Origin of the sequence: Epilithonimonas hungarica, from assembly GCF_900102265.1 — a bacterium.
Taxonomy (GTDB): Bacteria; Bacteroidota; Bacteroidia; order Flavobacteriales; family Weeksellaceae; genus Epilithonimonas; species Epilithonimonas hungarica.
In genome coordinates, this window is the sequence record NZ_FNBH01000002.1 from 684,090 (window position 1) to 700,997 (window position 16,908).

At 36.1% G+C, this 16,908-nt stretch carries 18 protein-coding genes; 9 read left to right on the forward strand and 9 right to left on the reverse strand.

Going from position 1 to position 16,908, the window contains the following annotated elements; all coding sequences use genetic code 11:
• The first annotated feature begins 5 nt into the window (after positions 1–5).
• The 3 genes from BLT30_RS10325 to BLT30_RS10335 are packed head-to-tail and all read left to right on the forward strand — an operon-like array spanning position 6 to position 2,438.
• Positions 6–260, forward strand: a complete 255-nt coding sequence (locus BLT30_RS10325) for a FeoA family protein (protein WP_089873459.1) — start codon at positions 6–8, stop codon at positions 258–260.
• Positions 257–2,287 (forward strand): ferrous iron transport protein B, encoded by a 2,031-nt coding sequence (gene feoB / locus BLT30_RS10330; protein WP_089873460.1) that lies wholly within the window; start codon positions 257–259, stop codon positions 2,285–2,287. Before BLT30_RS10325 ends, feoB begins: the two co-directional genes overlap by 4 nt.
• A gap of 7 nt (positions 2,288–2,294) precedes the next feature.
• Positions 2,295–2,438, forward strand: a complete 144-nt coding sequence (locus BLT30_RS10335; protein ID WP_083600775.1) for a FeoB-associated Cys-rich membrane protein — start codon at positions 2,295–2,297, stop codon at positions 2,436–2,438.
• On the opposite strand, the gene BLT30_RS10340 is transcribed toward BLT30_RS10335, so the two are convergent.
• A complete protein-coding gene (locus tag BLT30_RS10340) occupies positions 2,435–2,725 on the reverse strand; it encodes a type II toxin-antitoxin system RelE/ParE family toxin (protein ID WP_089873461.1) in 291 nt (96 codons plus the stop codon). The genes BLT30_RS10335 and BLT30_RS10340 overlap by 4 nt on opposite strands.
• Positions 2,713–2,937, reverse strand: a complete 225-nt coding sequence (locus BLT30_RS10345; RefSeq protein ID WP_089873462.1) for a DUF2683 family protein — start codon at positions 2,935–2,937, stop codon at positions 2,713–2,715. The genes BLT30_RS10340 and BLT30_RS10345 overlap by 13 nt, the downstream gene beginning before the upstream one ends.
• Positions 2,938–3,066: 129 nt before the next feature.
• Here BLT30_RS10345 and BLT30_RS10350 point away from each other — a divergent pair, with 129 nt between their 5' ends.
• Both BLT30_RS10350 and glmM read left to right on the forward strand, forming a co-directional pair.
• Positions 3,067–4,065 (forward strand): DUF4421 family protein, encoded by a 999-nt coding sequence (locus BLT30_RS10350; protein WP_089873463.1) that lies wholly within the window; start codon positions 3,067–3,069, stop codon positions 4,063–4,065.
• A gap of 70 nt (positions 4,066–4,135) precedes the next feature.
• Positions 4,136–5,518 (forward strand): phosphoglucosamine mutase, encoded by a 1,383-nt coding sequence (gene glmM, locus BLT30_RS10355; RefSeq protein ID WP_089873464.1) that lies wholly within the window; start codon positions 4,136–4,138, stop codon positions 5,516–5,518.
• A 50-nt stretch (positions 5,519–5,568) separates the two neighbouring features.
• Here the strand turns inward: glmM and BLT30_RS10360 are convergent, their stop codons facing one another.
• From BLT30_RS10360 to BLT30_RS10375, 4 genes are all read right to left on the reverse strand, one after another.
• Positions 5,569–6,192, reverse strand: coding sequence for a hypothetical protein (locus tag BLT30_RS10360; protein WP_089873465.1), 624 nt, complete (start codon positions 6,190–6,192; stop codon positions 5,569–5,571).
• A 13-nt stretch (positions 6,193–6,205) separates the two neighbouring features.
• Entirely contained in the window at positions 6,206–7,441 is a 1,236-nt protein-coding gene (locus BLT30_RS10365) for an MFS transporter (protein WP_089873466.1), read from the reverse strand.
• 152 nt (positions 7,442–7,593) lie between these two features.
• Positions 7,594–7,959 carry a hypothetical protein gene (locus BLT30_RS10370; RefSeq protein WP_089873467.1) on the reverse strand — a complete coding sequence of 122 codons (366 nt, stop codon included), beginning with the start codon at positions 7,957–7,959 and terminating at the stop codon, positions 7,594–7,596.
• Positions 7,956–9,458 carry a GH3 auxin-responsive promoter family protein gene (locus BLT30_RS10375; RefSeq protein WP_089873468.1) on the reverse strand — a complete coding sequence of 501 codons (1,503 nt, stop codon included), beginning with the start codon at positions 9,456–9,458 and terminating at the stop codon, positions 7,956–7,958. The genes BLT30_RS10370 and BLT30_RS10375 overlap by 4 nt, the downstream gene beginning before the upstream one ends.
• Positions 9,459–9,843: 385 nt before the next feature.
• On the opposite strand from BLT30_RS10375, the gene rplU reads away from it, so the two are divergent.
• Both rplU and rpmA read left to right on the forward strand, forming a co-directional pair.
• Positions 9,844–10,239, forward strand: a complete 396-nt coding sequence (gene rplU, locus BLT30_RS10380) for a 50S ribosomal protein L21 (protein ID WP_027383145.1) — start codon at positions 9,844–9,846, stop codon at positions 10,237–10,239.
• Between the two features lie 28 nt (positions 10,240–10,267).
• On the forward strand, positions 10,268–10,525 hold the full coding sequence (rpmA, locus tag BLT30_RS10385; RefSeq protein WP_027383144.1) for a 50S ribosomal protein L27: 258 nt from the start codon (positions 10,268–10,270) through the stop codon (positions 10,523–10,525).
• A 72-nt stretch (positions 10,526–10,597) separates the two neighbouring features.
• Here rpmA and BLT30_RS10390 read toward each other — a convergent pair whose 3' ends face one another.
• The 3 genes from BLT30_RS10390 to smpB all read right to left on the reverse strand — a co-directional run bounded on the left by BLT30_RS10390 (position 10,598) and on the right by smpB (position 13,469).
• Positions 10,598–11,338 carry a YebC/PmpR family DNA-binding transcriptional regulator gene (locus tag BLT30_RS10390; protein WP_089873469.1) on the reverse strand — a complete coding sequence of 247 codons (741 nt, stop codon included), beginning with the start codon at positions 11,336–11,338 and terminating at the stop codon, positions 10,598–10,600.
• Between the two features lie 105 nt (positions 11,339–11,443).
• Positions 11,444–12,937, reverse strand: coding sequence for an OmpA family protein (locus BLT30_RS10395; protein ID WP_089873470.1), 1,494 nt, complete (start codon positions 12,935–12,937; stop codon positions 11,444–11,446).
• Positions 12,938–13,004: 67 nt separating this feature from the next.
• Entirely contained in the window at positions 13,005–13,469 is a 465-nt protein-coding gene (gene smpB, locus BLT30_RS10400) for an SsrA-binding protein SmpB (protein WP_089873471.1), read from the reverse strand.
• Positions 13,470–13,627: 158 nt separating this feature from the next.
• Between smpB and BLT30_RS10405 the strand changes: the two genes are divergently transcribed.
• Positions 13,628–15,250, forward strand: coding sequence for an ABC-F family ATP-binding cassette domain-containing protein (locus BLT30_RS10405; protein WP_089873472.1), 1,623 nt, complete (start codon positions 13,628–13,630; stop codon positions 15,248–15,250).
• Between the two features lie 263 nt (positions 15,251–15,513).
• Positions 15,514–16,887: an alpha-amylase family glycosyl hydrolase gene (locus BLT30_RS10410; RefSeq protein WP_089873473.1), complete on the forward strand. Its 1,374-nt coding sequence runs from the start codon at positions 15,514–15,516 to the stop codon at positions 16,885–16,887.
• Positions 16,888–16,908 lie beyond the last annotated feature (21 nt).

Consider the following 16,908-nt stretch of genomic DNA (forward strand, 5'->3'; position numbering starts at 1 on the left):
TAGTCTTGCAAACAAAACATATCGATAAGCTCTGCTGTTTTCCGAAAAATAAAATCGGGAAAATTCTTGGTTACGACAACGACAACCTCCAGATGCCGACAAAAATAATCGAAATGGGATTGCTTCCGGAAACCACTTTCAGAGTTCTTTATCAGGCGCCTTTCAATGGTCCGCTTTATATAGAATATGGCTCTGACAAAACCAGAATTGCCCTGAGAGAAGCAGAAGCAAGATTTATTAAGGTAGAATTTTCGGAATGATGCAGGACAAAAAGCAAAAACAAATTCTTTTGGTAGGGAATCCCAACGTCGGGAAATCCACACTTTTCAATATTCTTTGTAACAGAAAACAAAAAACGGGAAACTATGCTGGTGTTACTGTTGCCAGCCATTCCGGAAATTACATTTACAAAAACGAGGAAGTCGAGGTTATTGATTTGCCTGGTTCTTACAGCATCTATCCAACTTCTGAGGACGAGGCTATTTTTTCACGTTATCTGATTCAGGAAGACTATTCCGGTGTTGTTTACATTGCTGATGCTATTAATCTGAGAAGAAGCTTGCTTCTTTTTCAGCAGATTCAGGATTTGGGAATTCCTGTGATTTTGGTTATCAATCAAGTGGATGAAGCCGAAAAACGAGGAATCAAAATTGATATTTCTAAGCTTTCGCAGATTCTTAATATTCCTGTTTTTGAAACCAATGCAAAACAAAATTTGGGAATAGAAACCGTTCGTGAAGCGGTTTTTAACAATGAATTTAAAATTTCGGAGACTAATTCTTTCGAAATTCCATTGGAACAGAAAGCCTTGGTTTACAAGGTTTCATCTAACACAACCGAGAAAAATCTCTATAAAATCTGGACACTTTTAGCTGCCGATACTTATCTCGGAAAAATTGAGAACATCCACGAAATCATCACTCAGGAAGACTCAAAATGCAGTGTTCCAAAACGTTTGCAGATTACGGAAACTGTAAGACGATATCAGAATATTGATAAAATCACTTCCGAAATCACAGAAAAAAAACCTCAGTTAAAGGAATTATTGACTGAAAAACTGGACAAAGTTTTGGTTCATAAAGTTTGGGGTTATGTTGTTTTTCTTTTGATTCTGTTATTAATTTTCCAAAGTGTTTTTTTCCTTGCAGAATATCCGATGACCTGGATTGAGGATTTCTTCACTTGGTTATCAGCATTTTCGGGCGAATATCTTCCGAAAGGACCAATCAATTCATTGGTTTCCAGCGGAATCATTCCGGGAATTGGCGGAATTTTGATTTTTGCACCTCAAATCGGAATTCTTCTTTACTTTCTTTATCTTTTGGAAGATTCGGGATATATGGCGAGAGTTGTTTTCCTGATGGATAGAATGCTGAGACCTTTCGGTCTCAATGGAAAAAGTATTGTCCCATTGGTTTCCGGAACAGCTTGTGCAATTCCGGCGATAATGTCAACCAGAAACATCGAGAACGTTAAAGAAAGATTGATTACCATTCTTGTAACGCCTTTTATGACTTGCTCTGCGAGACTTCCGATTTACAGTATTATTATCGGATTGATTATTCCTGACGAAAGTTTTTATGGAATCAAATACAGAGCAATTGCATTGATGATAATGTATCTGATAGGATTTTTGATGGCATTATTTTCATCATTTATTTTGAAAAGTTTCATCAAAACCAAAATCAAAAGTTTCCTGGTAATGGATTTACCGACTTATAAAATGCCTTTGTTTGGTTATGATTTCAAATTGGTTTTAGGTAAAGTTTGGGAGTTTATTTCCGGTGCTGGAAAAGTGATTTTCACTGTGAGTATTATTCTTTGGGCTTTGAGTTATTTTGGGCCGCCACAACATAAAGATGAGATTTTAGCGACAGAATCATCTCTAGACCATTCTTATCTTGGAAGAATCGGAAGAACGATGGAACCAGCCATTGCTCCGCTTGGTTACGACTGGAAAATGGGAATCGGAATTTTGACAAGTTTTGCGGCAAGAGAAGTTTTTGTAGGAACTTTATCAACACTTTACAGTCTGGATGATAAAGCTCCGGAAGGAAAATTAATTGAAAAAATGAGATTGGACGTTCATCCCAATGGTGACAAAGTCTTCAGTTTTGCAACAGGTGTTTCGATTTTACTTTTCTATGCTTTTGCGATGCAATGTATTTCTACAATTGCTGTTGTTTACAGAGAAACGCGAAGCCTTAAATGGACGATGTTACAAACCGTTTCGATGACATTTTTGGCATACTTTTCGGCTTTGATTATTTATCAAATTTTAAAGTAAATTTAAAATGGACAATTCATTAACCTTACAATACGTAATTATCGGGCTTATCGTTTTAACAGCTGTTTATGCAATTGTCAGAAAGCTTACAAAAACATTTTCCAAAAAAGATAACGGGAAAAACTGCGGTCCGGATTGTGGCTGTTCTTAAATTTTCAAATCTTTTTTATTTGCCCAAAAAGAAACAATTTCGATTGTTGTTTTATTAATTCTGTAATGAAGAGAGAAATTTTCCAGAATCAAAACTCGTCTAACTTCATCTTTTGCTCCAATAATTATAGCTCCAATAAAAGGATTATTTGCTAATAATTTTTCTTTTCTCTCAACTTCCTTAATAATTTTCAGAGAATAAGTGTTGGATTTATTATGATTAATCCAATATTCTAAGGTTTCAAAATATAATTTTTCCGCTTCGGGAGTCCATTTTATTTCGAACATAATTCTCTAGCTTTTTTATGAACATCGGAACTGTTGGTCAGTTTGTTTTCATTAGCTTCATCAATTCCTCTATTGATAGATTGAATTTCTTCTGGAGAAACAGCTATTTTTTCTTCAGACACTTTTTCAAATGAGAACTTCATTCTCTTCAAAAGGCTTTCCAATAAGCTTGCTTCTTCTTGATTTGCAGGGTGTATGATAAAGGCGTTCATATTTTGCTTTTTACAAAGTTATAAATAATTATCAATTATATTTTTTCGAATTCTTAATTTTTCAAATCAAACTCCAATTGTATTATCAATATAAAAAAAGTCATTAATTTTAGAAAATAAAACTAATCAATGCGAATCCTTACTTTTATTTTGCTCAATTTCTGCGTATTAACATTTGCACAGAATGACAGCATTCATAATAAAGTGATTTCCTATGACGACAAAATCATTCTTCGCCTTAATTTTGACACCAACATTGACAATTATGTCATTTCGTCCAAAGGATTAGATATAAAACCAAGGCTGAATCTCAATAATAAAATTAATACAACTATTGGGTTTGATTATAAAATCGTCAGTGCAACTGTGTCTTTCGCTCCCAATTTTTTACAGGGAAACAACAATGCTTTGAAAGGAAAAAGCAGTTTTACCAACTACACTTTCAGATTCTTTCCGAAAAACATTATCCAGACACTGTCATACAAGAATAGCAAAGGGTATTACATCAGCAACACTCAGGATTTTGTAAGCAATTGGCAAAAAGGAAAAGACCCTTATTTGACTTTTCCGAATCTCAGAATCCAAAGTTTTGGAGGTTCAACCTCTTATATTTTCAATAAGAATTTTTCTCTGAAAGGCATTTATTACCAAAAAGAATGGCAGGAAGCGAGCAGTGGAAGTTTTGTGCCGTCCATTAATTATGAATATGTTCTTTTTTCTGATAATCTGAACTCTATAAAATCCAGAGAACATCAATTGGATTTGAGTTTTGATGTTGGTTATTATTATAATTATGTTGTTACAAAGCACTTCAATATTGCACCATTTGCCTTTACAGGATTAGGAAAAAAATGGAGCAGTTATAAAGCTGACATCACAAAAGATGAAAAAGAAAAACAAAATTTTTTCACTCAGAATTTCGGCGCTGGTCTTCATTTGGGTTATAATTCTGAGAACATTTTCTTCGGTTCCAAATTCAATTATTCTGGTAATCATTATGACGACAATGGTTCTAATATTATTAATAATAATTTCTATGTTCTTTTGTTTTTCGGCTATAGGTTAAACGCGCCTTCGAAAGTGAAAAAGGTCTATGAAAAAATTCAGGATAAAATACCTGAGCTTTAATATAGAATTAAAAACAAAATGACTTCTTTTTAATACATTTGCATTCAGAAAAAACCTTAAAATTTATTAAATGTCATTAATAAAATCAATTTCCGGAATCCGAGGAACTATCGGCGGAAAAGTAAACGATAACTTGACTCCGCTGGATGTTGTGAAATTTGCTTCGGCATTCGGAACTTGGCTTCAGAATAATAAAAATAAAAAAGATTTGACCTTAGTTATCGGAAGAGATGCCAGAATCTCTGGTCAAATGGTTTCATCTCTTGTAGCTTCTACGTTGCAAGGTCTTGGAATTAATGTTGTAGATTTAGGACTTTCTACAACGCCAACCGTCGAAATTATGGTTCCGGAACTGAAAGCCGATGGTGGAATTATCCTTACCGCTTCTCACAATCCAAAACAATGGAACGCTCTGAAATTATTGAATGACAAAGGCGAATTCATCAGCGGAGAAAATGGTGCAGAAGTATTGGCTTTGGCAGAAAATGAAGATTTCAATTATGCGGAAGTGGATGATTTGGGGAAATATGAAACCCGAGACGACGCTTTCGATATTCACATCAAACAAATTTTAGATTTACCAACTGTAGATGTTGAGGCGATAAAAGCTAAGAAATTCAAAGTTGTACTTGATGCGGTGAATTCTACCGGCGGGATTTCTATTCCACCTCTTTTGGAAAAACTCGGCGTTGAAGTTGTGAAATTATATTGCGAACCAAATGGACAATTCCCTCACAATCCGGAACCTTTGAAGGAACATCTTGGCGACATCTGTGAGTTGGTCATCAAAGAAAAAGCAGATATGGGAATTGTGGTTGACCCAGATGTGGACAGACTGGCTTTGGTGGACGAAAAAGGTGAGATGTTCGGAGAAGAATATACTTTGGTTGCCGTTGCGGATTATCTATTGAAAAATAAAAATGGTGTGGCAATTTCCAATCTTTCTTCCAGCCGAGCGTTGAGAGATGTTGCAAAAGGACTTGATTCAGAATATTTTGCAAGTGCGGTTGGAGAAGTGAATGTGGTGACATTAATGAAAGAAAAAAATGCTGTAATCGGTGGTGAAGGAAACGGTGGAATCATCTATCCGGAGCTTCATTACGGAAGAGATTCTTTGGTTGGTGTTGCTTTATTTTTGACTCATTTGGCGAAAGAAAACAAAACGGTTTCCGAGCTGAGAGCCACTTATCCAAGTTATTTTATGGGTAAAAAGAAAATCGAATTGACGCCAGATATCGACGTTGATGCTTTATTAATCAAAGTTCAGGAAGAATATAAAAATGAAGAAATCTCAACAGTGGACGGTGTGAAAATCGATTTCCCTGAAAACTGGGTTCACTTGAGAAAATCTAATACAGAACCGATTATCAGGATTTACACTGAGGCATTTTCTCAGGAAGAAGCGGATAAATTAGGCGATGATATGATTGCGAAGATCAGAAGTTTGATATAAAATTAAAGGAAGCAAAATTTGCTTCCTTTTTTATTTTGAAATATCTCTGACTATAAATATTTTCCTTTTAAAATCTGAATAAATTCATTTGAATCAATTGTATTTGGATTATGTAATCTCAAAGGCTCCCGAACTTTTGGATATTCATCAATAAATTCAAGATTTTTGATTTCTTCAAGTTTAAAATCTCCCATTATTTCTCTAAATAATTTTTCACTTACTCCCCAATATTTCACATATTTGCTTTCATCAATGAAAATTTCAATTAGATTTTCTTTATCTTGATAAATCAAACCAAAATTAATAAATGCATCCTCCGTTAATTCAACTTTATATTGGCTTATAAATTCGAGAATTTCTTTTTTATCTTCATAATTTCCATAATTGATTTCAAAATCAATATGTCCGAAAAGAAGAGATGAAACTTCTGGCAAACTCTCAGTTAAAGCAATAATGAGATTCCAAAGATTAGAATTATTAACATTAATTTCTGCATAAAATTCAAAACCTAAATCTTTATTTTCAGAATCAATTTGTTTTTGATTTAAAGTATAACCTTCTACAATATTTGCTGATTTACTTTCTCTAAGCCTTTCTAATACTGAAGAATTCATAGGAACTTCATTTTCTTCAGGAAATCTGATTGTAATTGGTAATTCTAAAGTTGGTTTCATAATTCAATTAAAATTAATACTCCATCTTCCTCAACTTCTTAGAAGTCGCTCCGATAAACAACGCCGTCAAAACCGTCATCGTTCCTCCAAAAACCACAGAACGGACAACGCCCATCAGTTTCGCCGTCAATCCACTTTCAAATTGTCCAAGCTCATTGCTCGACATTATGAAAATAGAATTCACACTTAGAACACGTCCACGGATTTCTTCCGGTGTTTTCAACTGAACAATCGTTCCTCGGATGACAACACTGATTCCGTCCAACATTCCGCTCAAAACAAGGAATCCGAATGACAACCAGTACAGTTTTGATAATCCAAATCCAATAATACAAAGTCCAAATCCGGAAGCTACAAATAATAGGATCTTTCCTTGATTTTTTCTAAGTGGAACCAAAGAAAGCGTAATAATAATCAGCATCGAACCAATATCAGATGCCGCATTCAGAAGTCCAAAACCTTCGGAACCGACCTTCAGAATATCGCTCGCAAAAACCGGGATCATCGCAACAGCACCACCAAACAGAACCGCAAACATATCCAGCATTTGCGCACCCAGAATTTCCTTGGTTTTATAGATGTAAGCCAAACCTTCTTTCATACTTTCGAAGACTTTTACATCTTTATTTTTATTTTCAGACTGCTGTTTGTTGATTGTCCAGAAAAACAGAGAAGCTATTGTCATACTGCAGACAATCACTACCAAAGTCCATTTTATCGTAATCATTGCAATCAAAAACCCACCTAATGCGTGACCAGAAACCGAAGCTATCAAGAACGTCGCCTGATTCAGTGTCACTGCGTAAGGAAGATTTTCCTGCTTCACAATCCTCGGAATCATCGATGGAACCAATGGTCCCAAAAACGAACGTGAAATTCCCGTAAAGAAGATCACACCATAAATAAAATAAGTGATCTCGTGCCCTGTAAAATGCATCCTGTGCCCTAAAAATGCCGGAATCAACAGCAAACTTATCAAAGCCACATAAGCATAATTACAAATGAGCAAGAGTTTTTTCTTCTCGTTCATATCGATGATATGACCAGCATAAAGTGCACAGGAAACTGCAGGAATTACCTCAGAAAGTCCAATCAATCCGATGGAGAACGGGTCTTTTGTCAATTGATAAACCCACCAGCCGAGCAAAGTTGCCAGCATTCGGAAGGCGATGATTAAGAAAAATCTTCCTGTTAAAAGATGACGAAATTCTATATTTTTTAAAACCCGAAGCGGTGTGAATGAAACCATTATGCAAAAATAGTTGATAGCATTCAACTGGCATTCGATTTTCGGCAAATTATTCGGAAAAGGTATTTTTTTAGGAGCTTAATCCCGCTGTCCGTCGATCAGAGATTCGGTAATATCAATTGACATTTCCAAATTCTAATATTTTCAGATTCTTAATAATAGTAGTAATCAGGAGAGCTGTTATTAACTAACGAAACGATTAATGCAACAAACGCAGCCATACCAGCAGCTGAGCCTACAACTATAGCCGTCGTTCCGCCAGGATTATTTTTCTTAATCACTCTGATATCATTCTTCGCAATGTTCACTTCTTGACTATTTGCAATTCCCACAATTTTATTTTCTTCCACAGCCGAAACTATGGCTTTATACTTAGGCTTGCCGTTTTCGTAAAAAGTATATTTTTTCCCAGCCTGAATTGCTGAAAAATCGTCCTTGTTCACATTATTCCTGTAAATGGTTGTGGTACAAGATTGCAATAGCAGAAATAAAGCAATAATAAAAGAAAAAGTTTTCATTGTAGATTTAGTTTTTCCAAATATAATGCAATTTTTCTATCATTTGCAAGCCTTGGGATTTTATTTTGCCCGCCCAATTTACCTTCCGACTTCGCATAATCCTGAAAAGCATTTTTCTTGAGTTTTGTAATCACCAAAGGTTGCAGAATATTTCCGGAAATCAAGTCATCGTAATAAGTATTTCTTTTTCGCAGTTGTAGATCCAATTCAGACTTGAAAGCTTCAAAATTTTCAGGTTCTTTTTCAAACTCGATGAACCATTCGTGGTAAGGCAATCCTTCTTCCGGATTAACTTGTGGCGCGAGATGAAATTCCGTAATCTGAGCTGCGAATTTCTCAACCGTTGCTTTCAAAGCCTCTTCCACTTCGAATGCAATTACGTGCTCGCCAAAAGCAGAAGTGAAATGTTTTGTTCTTCCGGAAACCAAAATTCTGTACGGATTTCTATCAATAAATCTTACAACATCCCCAATCGAGTAAGCCCAAAGTCCGGAATTGGTCGTCAGAATCAAGGCATAATCTTTATTAAGTTCGATATCTTTCAGCGTCAAACGTTCTGCATTGGGTTTTCCGTATTGTTCTAAAGGAATGAATTCGTAAAAAATTCCGTGATTGGTTAACAACAGCAATCCTTCTTTCTGATAATCATCCTGAAACGCAAAAAAACCCTCCGAAGCCGGAAAAGTCTGAACGATATCAACTGGTTTTCCCAGTAATTCGTTCATCTTATCTCGATAAGGTTCATAGTTGACACCGCCTGTAATAATGAGTTGAAGATTAGGAAAGATCTCTGTTATTTTTTCTCCATGCCTGTCAATCAATTTTTCAAAATACATGATCAGCCAAGGCGGAATCCCGGAAATCAAGGTCATATTTTCGTTCTCGGTTTCCTCTACGATCTTATCGACCTTGGTTTCCCAATCTTCGAGGCAGTTTGTTTCCCAGCTCGGCAGTCTGTTTTTCTGAAGATAATTTGGGATGTGATGCGCTACGATTCCTGACAATCTTCCAGTTTTTACACCATTAATTTCTTCTAATTCTGGGGAACCTTGGAGAAAAATCATTTTCCCACCAACGAAATCTGCATTATTTTTTTTCTCGATGTAATGAAAAATAGCACTTTGGGCAGCTGCAACCTGAAAAGGCATTGCTTCTTTGGAAATTGGAATGTATTTGGAGCCGGAAGTTGTACCAGAGGTTTTAGCAAAATATTCTGGTAAATCTGGCCAAAGAATTTTGGCTTGTCCTTTTTTGATTTTCTCGATGTAAGGTTTTAAATCTTCGTAATCCGAAACAGGAACGTTTTTCTGGAAATCTTCAATCGATTTTATGGATTCAAATTGATGTTCTCTGCCAAATAATGTTTTCTCAGCTGTCTTTACCAAATCCAAAAGTAATTCCTGCTGATTCTCAATTGCATTGATTTTAAAATTTTTGGATTTTTCGATATGTTTTTTTGCCCAGATGAGCGCGATGTTTTTCTTTATAAAATTTAGCATTTCGCAAAAAATTTCGATTGTCAAAGTTAGAGTTTATCTTGTATATAAGTTACTTTGGGTTATAGTTTTTGAACACAAAGTTCACAAAGGTTCTATTTATATCAAAATGTTTTAAGGTCACAAAGGCGCTTCGCTTAGATAAGTTTGGATGAAAAATGTTGTTTTTTTATGTTGAAAGTTTGTTTTATGTTGAATCTGCAGCCCGACTTGAGCGGAAATCCTTTTTACGCAACGTAGTGGAGTGAAAAGATTGGGAGCGGAAGGCGGATTAAGCTGCCCAAACTAATATTAATAATCACAGAACTAAATATTTACAAATAGTCTTGTGTTTTTTAAATAAAATGTTTACTTTTGCACCTCGAATAATTATAAAAATTTATAAACAATGTTTGCAATTGTAGAAATAGCAGGGCTTCAATACAAAGTTGAGCAAAACCAAAAGTTGTTTGTGAACCGTTTGAAAGGAGACAAAGGAGCGAAAGTTTCTTTTGATAAAGTTCTTCTTACTGTAAACGGCGCAGTAACTGTAGGTGCCCCGGCTGTAAACGGTATCGCCGTAGAAGTAGAAATTCTTGACCACGTTCAAGCTGACAAAGTAATCGTTTTCAAAAAGAAAAGAAGAAAAGGTTATGCTAAGAAAAATGGTCACAGACAACAATTAACTCAAATCCAGATTGTTTCTATCACTGGTTTTGACGGTGCGAAAAAAGAAGCGAAAAAAGCTGCTCCTAAAAAAGCTGCTAAAGCTGAAGTAACAGAAACCAGCGAATCTGCTGAATAATTTTTAATCCAAAAAAGCTTAAAATAAAATGGCACACAAGAAAGGAGTTGGTAGTTCCAAAAATGGTAGAGAATCTCACTCTAAAAGATTAGGTGTTAAGATTTTCGGAGGTCAAGACGCTATTGCTGGAAACATCATTATCAGACAAAGAGGTACTCAACATCACCCAGGTGAAAATGTTGGTATCGGTAAAGATCATACTTTGTTTGCATTGGTTGACGGTAAAGTAGTTTTCAGAAAGAAAGCAAACAACAGGTCTTTTGTATCTGTTGAACCAAACGCATAATCAACAGCGTTTCATAAAATAAAAAATCCCGACTTTTCAGTCGGGATTTTTTATTGTTTATATCTTAGAAATTTAAAGCGATTCTAATTGTTCTTCTGTAAACTCCATATTGTGAAATACATTCTGAACATCATCGTCTTCTTCGAAGCGTTCCAACATCTTCATGTTAGCTTTAAATTGGTCTTCTGTCATTCCTTTGGTATTATTCGGAATTCTTTGTAATTCAGCACTTTTTGCTTCGATTCCCAATTCGTCCAACTTATGTGACAATGAACCAAAATCTTCAAAAGCGGTTGTAATCATTACTTCTTCATCGTCTTTTTCTACATCTTCTGCTCCGCCATCAATCATTTCCATTTCGAAGTCATCCCAATCCATTTTGATTTGAGCTAAATCAATTGTGAAAATACCTTTTCTATCAAAAATAAAGGCCAATTCCCCATTCTTCCCAAGGTTACCATCAAACTTATTGAAAATAGCTCTTACGTTGGCTACAGTTCTCGTAGGATTATTTGTTGTACATTCTACGAAGAAAGCTACTCCACCCTGTCCATATCCTTCGTAGGTGATTTCCTCATAGTTTTCGGCATCAGCACCACTTGCCTTTTTAATAGCTCTTTCTACATTATCCTTTGGCATATTAGCACCCTTGGCATTTTGGATGCATCTTTTAAGTGCCGGATTGGAGTCTGGATCAGGACCGCCCGCTTTTACCGCCAAAGCGATATCCTTTCCTATCTTTGAAAATGTCTTGGCCATCTTATCCCATCTGGCCATCTTTGAAGCTTTTCTATATTCGAACGCTCTTCCCATTATAAGTTTTTATTTTATTCTACAAAAGTACAGAAATCTGAAAACAAAAAAAATACCTCCAATAAAATTGGAGGTATTTATATTTAGAAAATTAATTATTTAAAATTATTTTTTCTTTTTAGCTGGAGCTTTTTTCTTAGCTGGAGCTTTTTTCTTAACTACTTTAACTGGAGTTGGATCTTCGTAATCTCTTTTCTTAAGAGCGCTCCATTGAGCAGCATCTTCAACAGCAGTTACAACAACTTTTCTGTCTACTTGTCTTTCAGCGTCTGAAGCCGTAGCCGGAACAGTTGCTTTAGCCTTACCAACACCTATAGATTTAAGAGCGTTAGGATCTACACCTCTAGAATCTAAAGCAGCAACTACAGAAGCAGCTCTTTGTCTAGAAAGTTTCAAGTTATAAGCTTCTGATCCTTTAGCATCTGTTCTACCTTCCAATAGATAGTTACCACCGTCTTTTTTGATTAACTCAGCAGCAGCATCTAAAGCTCCTTTAGACTCAGCTTTGATTGTAGCTTTGTTGAAATCGAAGAATACACCTCCAAAATTTTGCTCTAATTCTTTAGCTGTTTCTGTTTTAGGTTTAGGACAACCATTGTATTTAGCAAGACCTGGAACTGTAGGACAAGCGTCATCTTTATCTAAGATTCCGTCGCCATCTGTATCTGGCCAAGGACAACCTTTGTTTTCTGCTGGACCAGGAACGTCAACACAAGCATCATCTTTATCTAATACTCCGTCACCGTCTGTATCTGGCCAAGGACAACCATTGTTTTCTTTTGGACCAGCTACATCTGGACATTGATCATCTTTATCTGGAACTCCATCGCCATCGGTATCAGGGCATCCTTGGAATTCTGGTAAACCTGGCGTATCAGGACAAGCATCTTCTTTATCTGGGATTCCATCCTTATCTCTATCTGTGTTACCAAATCTGAACAATAATGAAGCTGAAGCCTGCCAGAAGTTAGCAACATTAGATTTGTCAACAGGAGTAGTAACATAATCTCCCTGAACACCTAAACCGAAGTTTTTAGTTACCCATAAATTAATACCAGCACCTGTACTAACTGTAAAGTGGTTTGCTTTTCCAGTTAAGTTACCATCTTTATCATAAGATCCATAATACTCACCTCTTGTATCAGTTGCTGGGAAAGACAATCCTGTATAATCATGTCTCAAGTAATTAGCACCAACTCTCAAGTAAGGATCGAACCAAGATTCTTCATCCCACAAAAGACCAGCTGCTTTGAACTGCACCCCAAGACCTGTTTGTAGGAAAAATTCTTTGTCCATAGCAAATCTCTTATTCTCAACATTTCCCACTGTAGTTTGCCAGTCAAGCACGATACCTTTGCTAAGGCTTCTTGCAACTGTCAATTTAGAAAGTGGTGGTGTAATTGAATATTTGGAAACACCAAACAAGTTGTCTTTAAAATTGTTGAATGACCATGTATTGCTGAAATTACCTCTCTGAGCAACGTGATTCACTCCATGAGCACCCACTCCAATAACCCACGGGTTGGAAGTAGTTTGTGCGAAAACAGTAGAGGCAACAGTAAGCGCCAATGCTGAAATTCCTAATTTTAGATTTTTCATAGAATTAAATGATTAAATAATTGATAATGCAAAATAAATATAATTTTTCTTTATAAACAAAGTTTTTTTAGTTTTTCTTTAACAATCGCTGGATGTTGACTTTATTCTCTCTATCTTTTATTGCCTCTCTTTTATCATAGAGTTTTTTCCCTCTGGCTAAAGAAATAAGCAATTTCGCTTTTCCATTATTGTTGATATAAAGCTTTAACGGGATTATAGTATTCCCAACATCCTTTAACTTTTTTTTAAGTTTTTGCAATTCGTAATTATGCAGTAGCAACTTCCGTTCCCTTTTTGTTTTGTGGTTATAAAAAGTTCCTAATTTGTACTCATCTATCACCATATTAATAACATACAATTCATCATCAATGAACTGGCAGAAGCTTTCGGTGATGGATGCTTTGGAAGAACGCAGTGATTTTATTTCGGTACCGGTTAATACAATTCCGGCTTCGTATTCATCCAGAATTTCATATTCGAAGCGGGCACGTTTGTTAAGAATGTTAACAGATTTTTCTATTTTAACTTTCATTTGGAAGCTTGGCTTTTTTCAAAGGTCAAATGTAAATGTCTAAATTAATAGTAGTTTATTTAAGGATTTGACTATTGCTATTTCATATTATAAGTCGTTGCAGACACTTCACTATCCCAACTTATTTTCGTATTTTTGCAACAAATTTACAAAACTATATGTTAACAGTATCTAATTTATCATTACAGTTCGGGAAGAGGGTTCTCTTTGACGAAGTTAATATAAAATTCACGAAAGGAAATTGTTATGGGATTATCGGTGCAAATGGTGCCGGAAAATCTACATTTCTCAAAATATTAAGCGGAAAACAGGAACCAACTTCTGGAAATGTGTCTTTGGAGAACGGCAAAAGAATGTCGGTTCTTGAGCAGGACCACTTTGCTTATGACAACTTCACGGTTTTAGAAACCATCCTTAGAGGAAACAAGAGACTTTTCGATATCAAAGAAGAGATGGACGCACTTTATGCTAAAGAAGATTTCTCTGATGAAGATGGGATCAAGGCTGGAGAACTAGGTGTAATATATGACGAAATGGGCGGATGGAATTCTGAAGCCGATGCGCAAACTTTGCTTTCAAATGTTGGTATCACAGAAGATATGCATTATCAATTGATGGGCGAATTGGAAAACAAAGACAAAGTAAGAGTTTTGCTTGCACAGGCTTTGTTTGGTAATCCTGATGTTTTGATCTTGGATGAGCCTACCAATGACCTGGACATTGCAACGATTGCTTGGCTGGAAGATTTCTTAGCAGATTATGAGAATACGGTTATAGTAGTTTCTCACGACCGTCACTTCTTGGATACGGTTTGTACACATATTGGAGATTTGGATTATTCTAAACTTAACTTATATACCGGTAACTACTCTTTCTGGTATCAGGCTTCTCAATTAGCTACGAGACAAAGAGCTCAGGCCAACAAAAAAGCAGAAGATAAGAAGAAAGAATTACAGGATTTCATTGCTAGATTTAGTTCTAACGTAGCGAAAGCCAAACAAGCTACTGCTCGTAAGAAGATGATTGACAAATTGAACATCGATGACATCAAACCTTCTTCCCGTCGTTATCCTGCAATTATTTTCGATGTTGAACGAGAAGTTGGTGACCAAATTCTAGATGTTAAGGGTCTTGAAAAAACAAAAGACGGAGAATTATTGTTCTCAAACGTTGACCTTAACCTTAAAAAAGGAGATAAAGTTGCTGTTCTTTCAAGGAACTCATTGGCAATTACTGAGTTTTTCCAAATCCTTTCTGGAAATGTAGAAGCCGACAAAGGCGCTATTGCCTGGGGCGTTACGACTAACCAATCTTATATGCCTTTGGACAATACGGATTTCTTCCAAGATGACCTTAATTTGGTAGATTGGTTGAGACAATTCACGAAAAATGATGAAGAGCGTCATGAAGAGTTTATGAGAGGTTTCCTGGGAAGAATGCTTTTCTCTGGGGACGAAGCGCTTAAGTCTTGTAAAGTTCTTTCCGGAGGTGAGAAAATGCGTTGTATGTTCAGTAGGATGATGCTTCAGAAAGCGAATGTTCTTCTTTTGGATGAGCCAACCAACCACTTGGACCTGGAGAGTATTACAACTTTGAACAACTCATTGAACAACTTCAAAGGAAACATCCTATTGTCTTCTCATGACCACGAATTGCTGGGAACGGTTTGTAACAGAATCATCGAGTTGACGCCGAAAGGAATCATCGACAGAGATATGACTTACGATGAATATCTATCGGACAAAAAAATCAAAGAATTACAAGAGCAGATGTATTCTTAATTCTTTAAAAAAAAATTAAAAAAAGCATTTCGAAAAAACTCGGAATGCTTTTTTTTATTTGGAAATTGTCTTTTTATTTTGGCGGAAGCTTTATTCACTTTGGCAGAAGCTTTGTTTGTTTTGGCGGAAGCTTTGTTCATTTTGGCGGAAGGCTTATTTGTTTTGGAATTAGGCGTTCGTATTTTTTTAATCCGAAAAGAATTAAAAATAATTCAATAACTTAATTAGTCTTTTTTCTAATTTTAGAGAAATATATAAGCCTTATGAATTCTCTAAAATATCTTTTCTTATTTCTGCTGATTCCGTTTCTGGGATTATCACAAACCAAAGATTCCCGTTATCAGCCAAAACCTTACGTTCAGCTCAAACATCCCGAATGGAGCAAAAATGCGACAATCTACGAAGTCAACATCCGACAATATACCAAAGAAGGCACTTTCAAAGCTTTTGAAAAACATTTGCCGAGACTCAAAAAAATGGGTGTTGATATTCTTTGGCTGATGCCCGTCCATCCGATCGGAGAGATGCACAGAAAAGGAAAACTCGGCAGTTATTATTCCGTGAAAGATTTCAAAGGTGTGAATCCTGACTTTGGAACTTTGAAGGATTTTAAAAATTTGGTTGACAAAATCCATTCGATGGGAATGTACGTTGTGCTTGACTGGGTCGGGAATCATTCCGCTTGGGACAATCCGCTGGCAAAAGAACATCCGGATTGGTATACGAAATCAAGGGAAGGTAATTTCCAGCCAACACCTTGGTACGATTGGGATGATGTCATCGATTTTGATTACAACAATCCTGACTTCCGGGAATATATGACGGGCGTTTTGAAATACTGGGTAAAAGAAGCCAACATTGATGGTTACAGATGTGATGTTGCAGGCTTTATCCCTGTTGATTTTTGGGAAAATGCAAGAGAAGAGCTTGACCAGATAAAACCGGTTTTTATGTTGGCAGAATGGGAATCGCGTGACCTTTACAGAAAATCCTTTGATATGACCTATTCCTGGACGCTTTGGGACAAACTGAAACTGGCAACAACAGGTGAGAAAGGCGCTAATGCTTTATACGAATATATGGCACACGATGTCGGCAGTTTTCCTTATGATTCTTACAGAATGCTATTCACGGATAATCACGATAAGAATTCCTGGGAAGGCAACCAGTATTCAAACTTCGGAAAAGGATTGGAAACAGCAATGGCACTTTGCGGAACAGCCAACGGAATGCCCTTGGTCTACAGTGGACAAGAAGCTGGGCTGGACAGAAGTCTTGCGTTTTTTGAGAAAGATGAAATCGTTTGGAAAGACCACAAATTCTATGGAATGTATCAGAAGTTATTTGATCTGAAGCATAAAAACCAAGCGCTTTGGAATGGGAAATGGGGCGGAGAAATGATTCGAGTAACCAATGATCAGATGAATGATGTTTTATCTTTTTATCGTGAAAAGAATGACAACTCAGTCTTATCTATTTTCAATTTCTCGGATAAAAGCCTTCCAACTTCCGTTGATACCAAATATTATTTCGGACAATATCGAGAATTATTCACCGGAAAAATTTTTAACATCGATTCTGAAAAGACAACTATCAACCTGAAACCTTGGGAGTATTTGGTTTTAGTAAAGAATTAAATTCAAATCACTAAAAGGCAG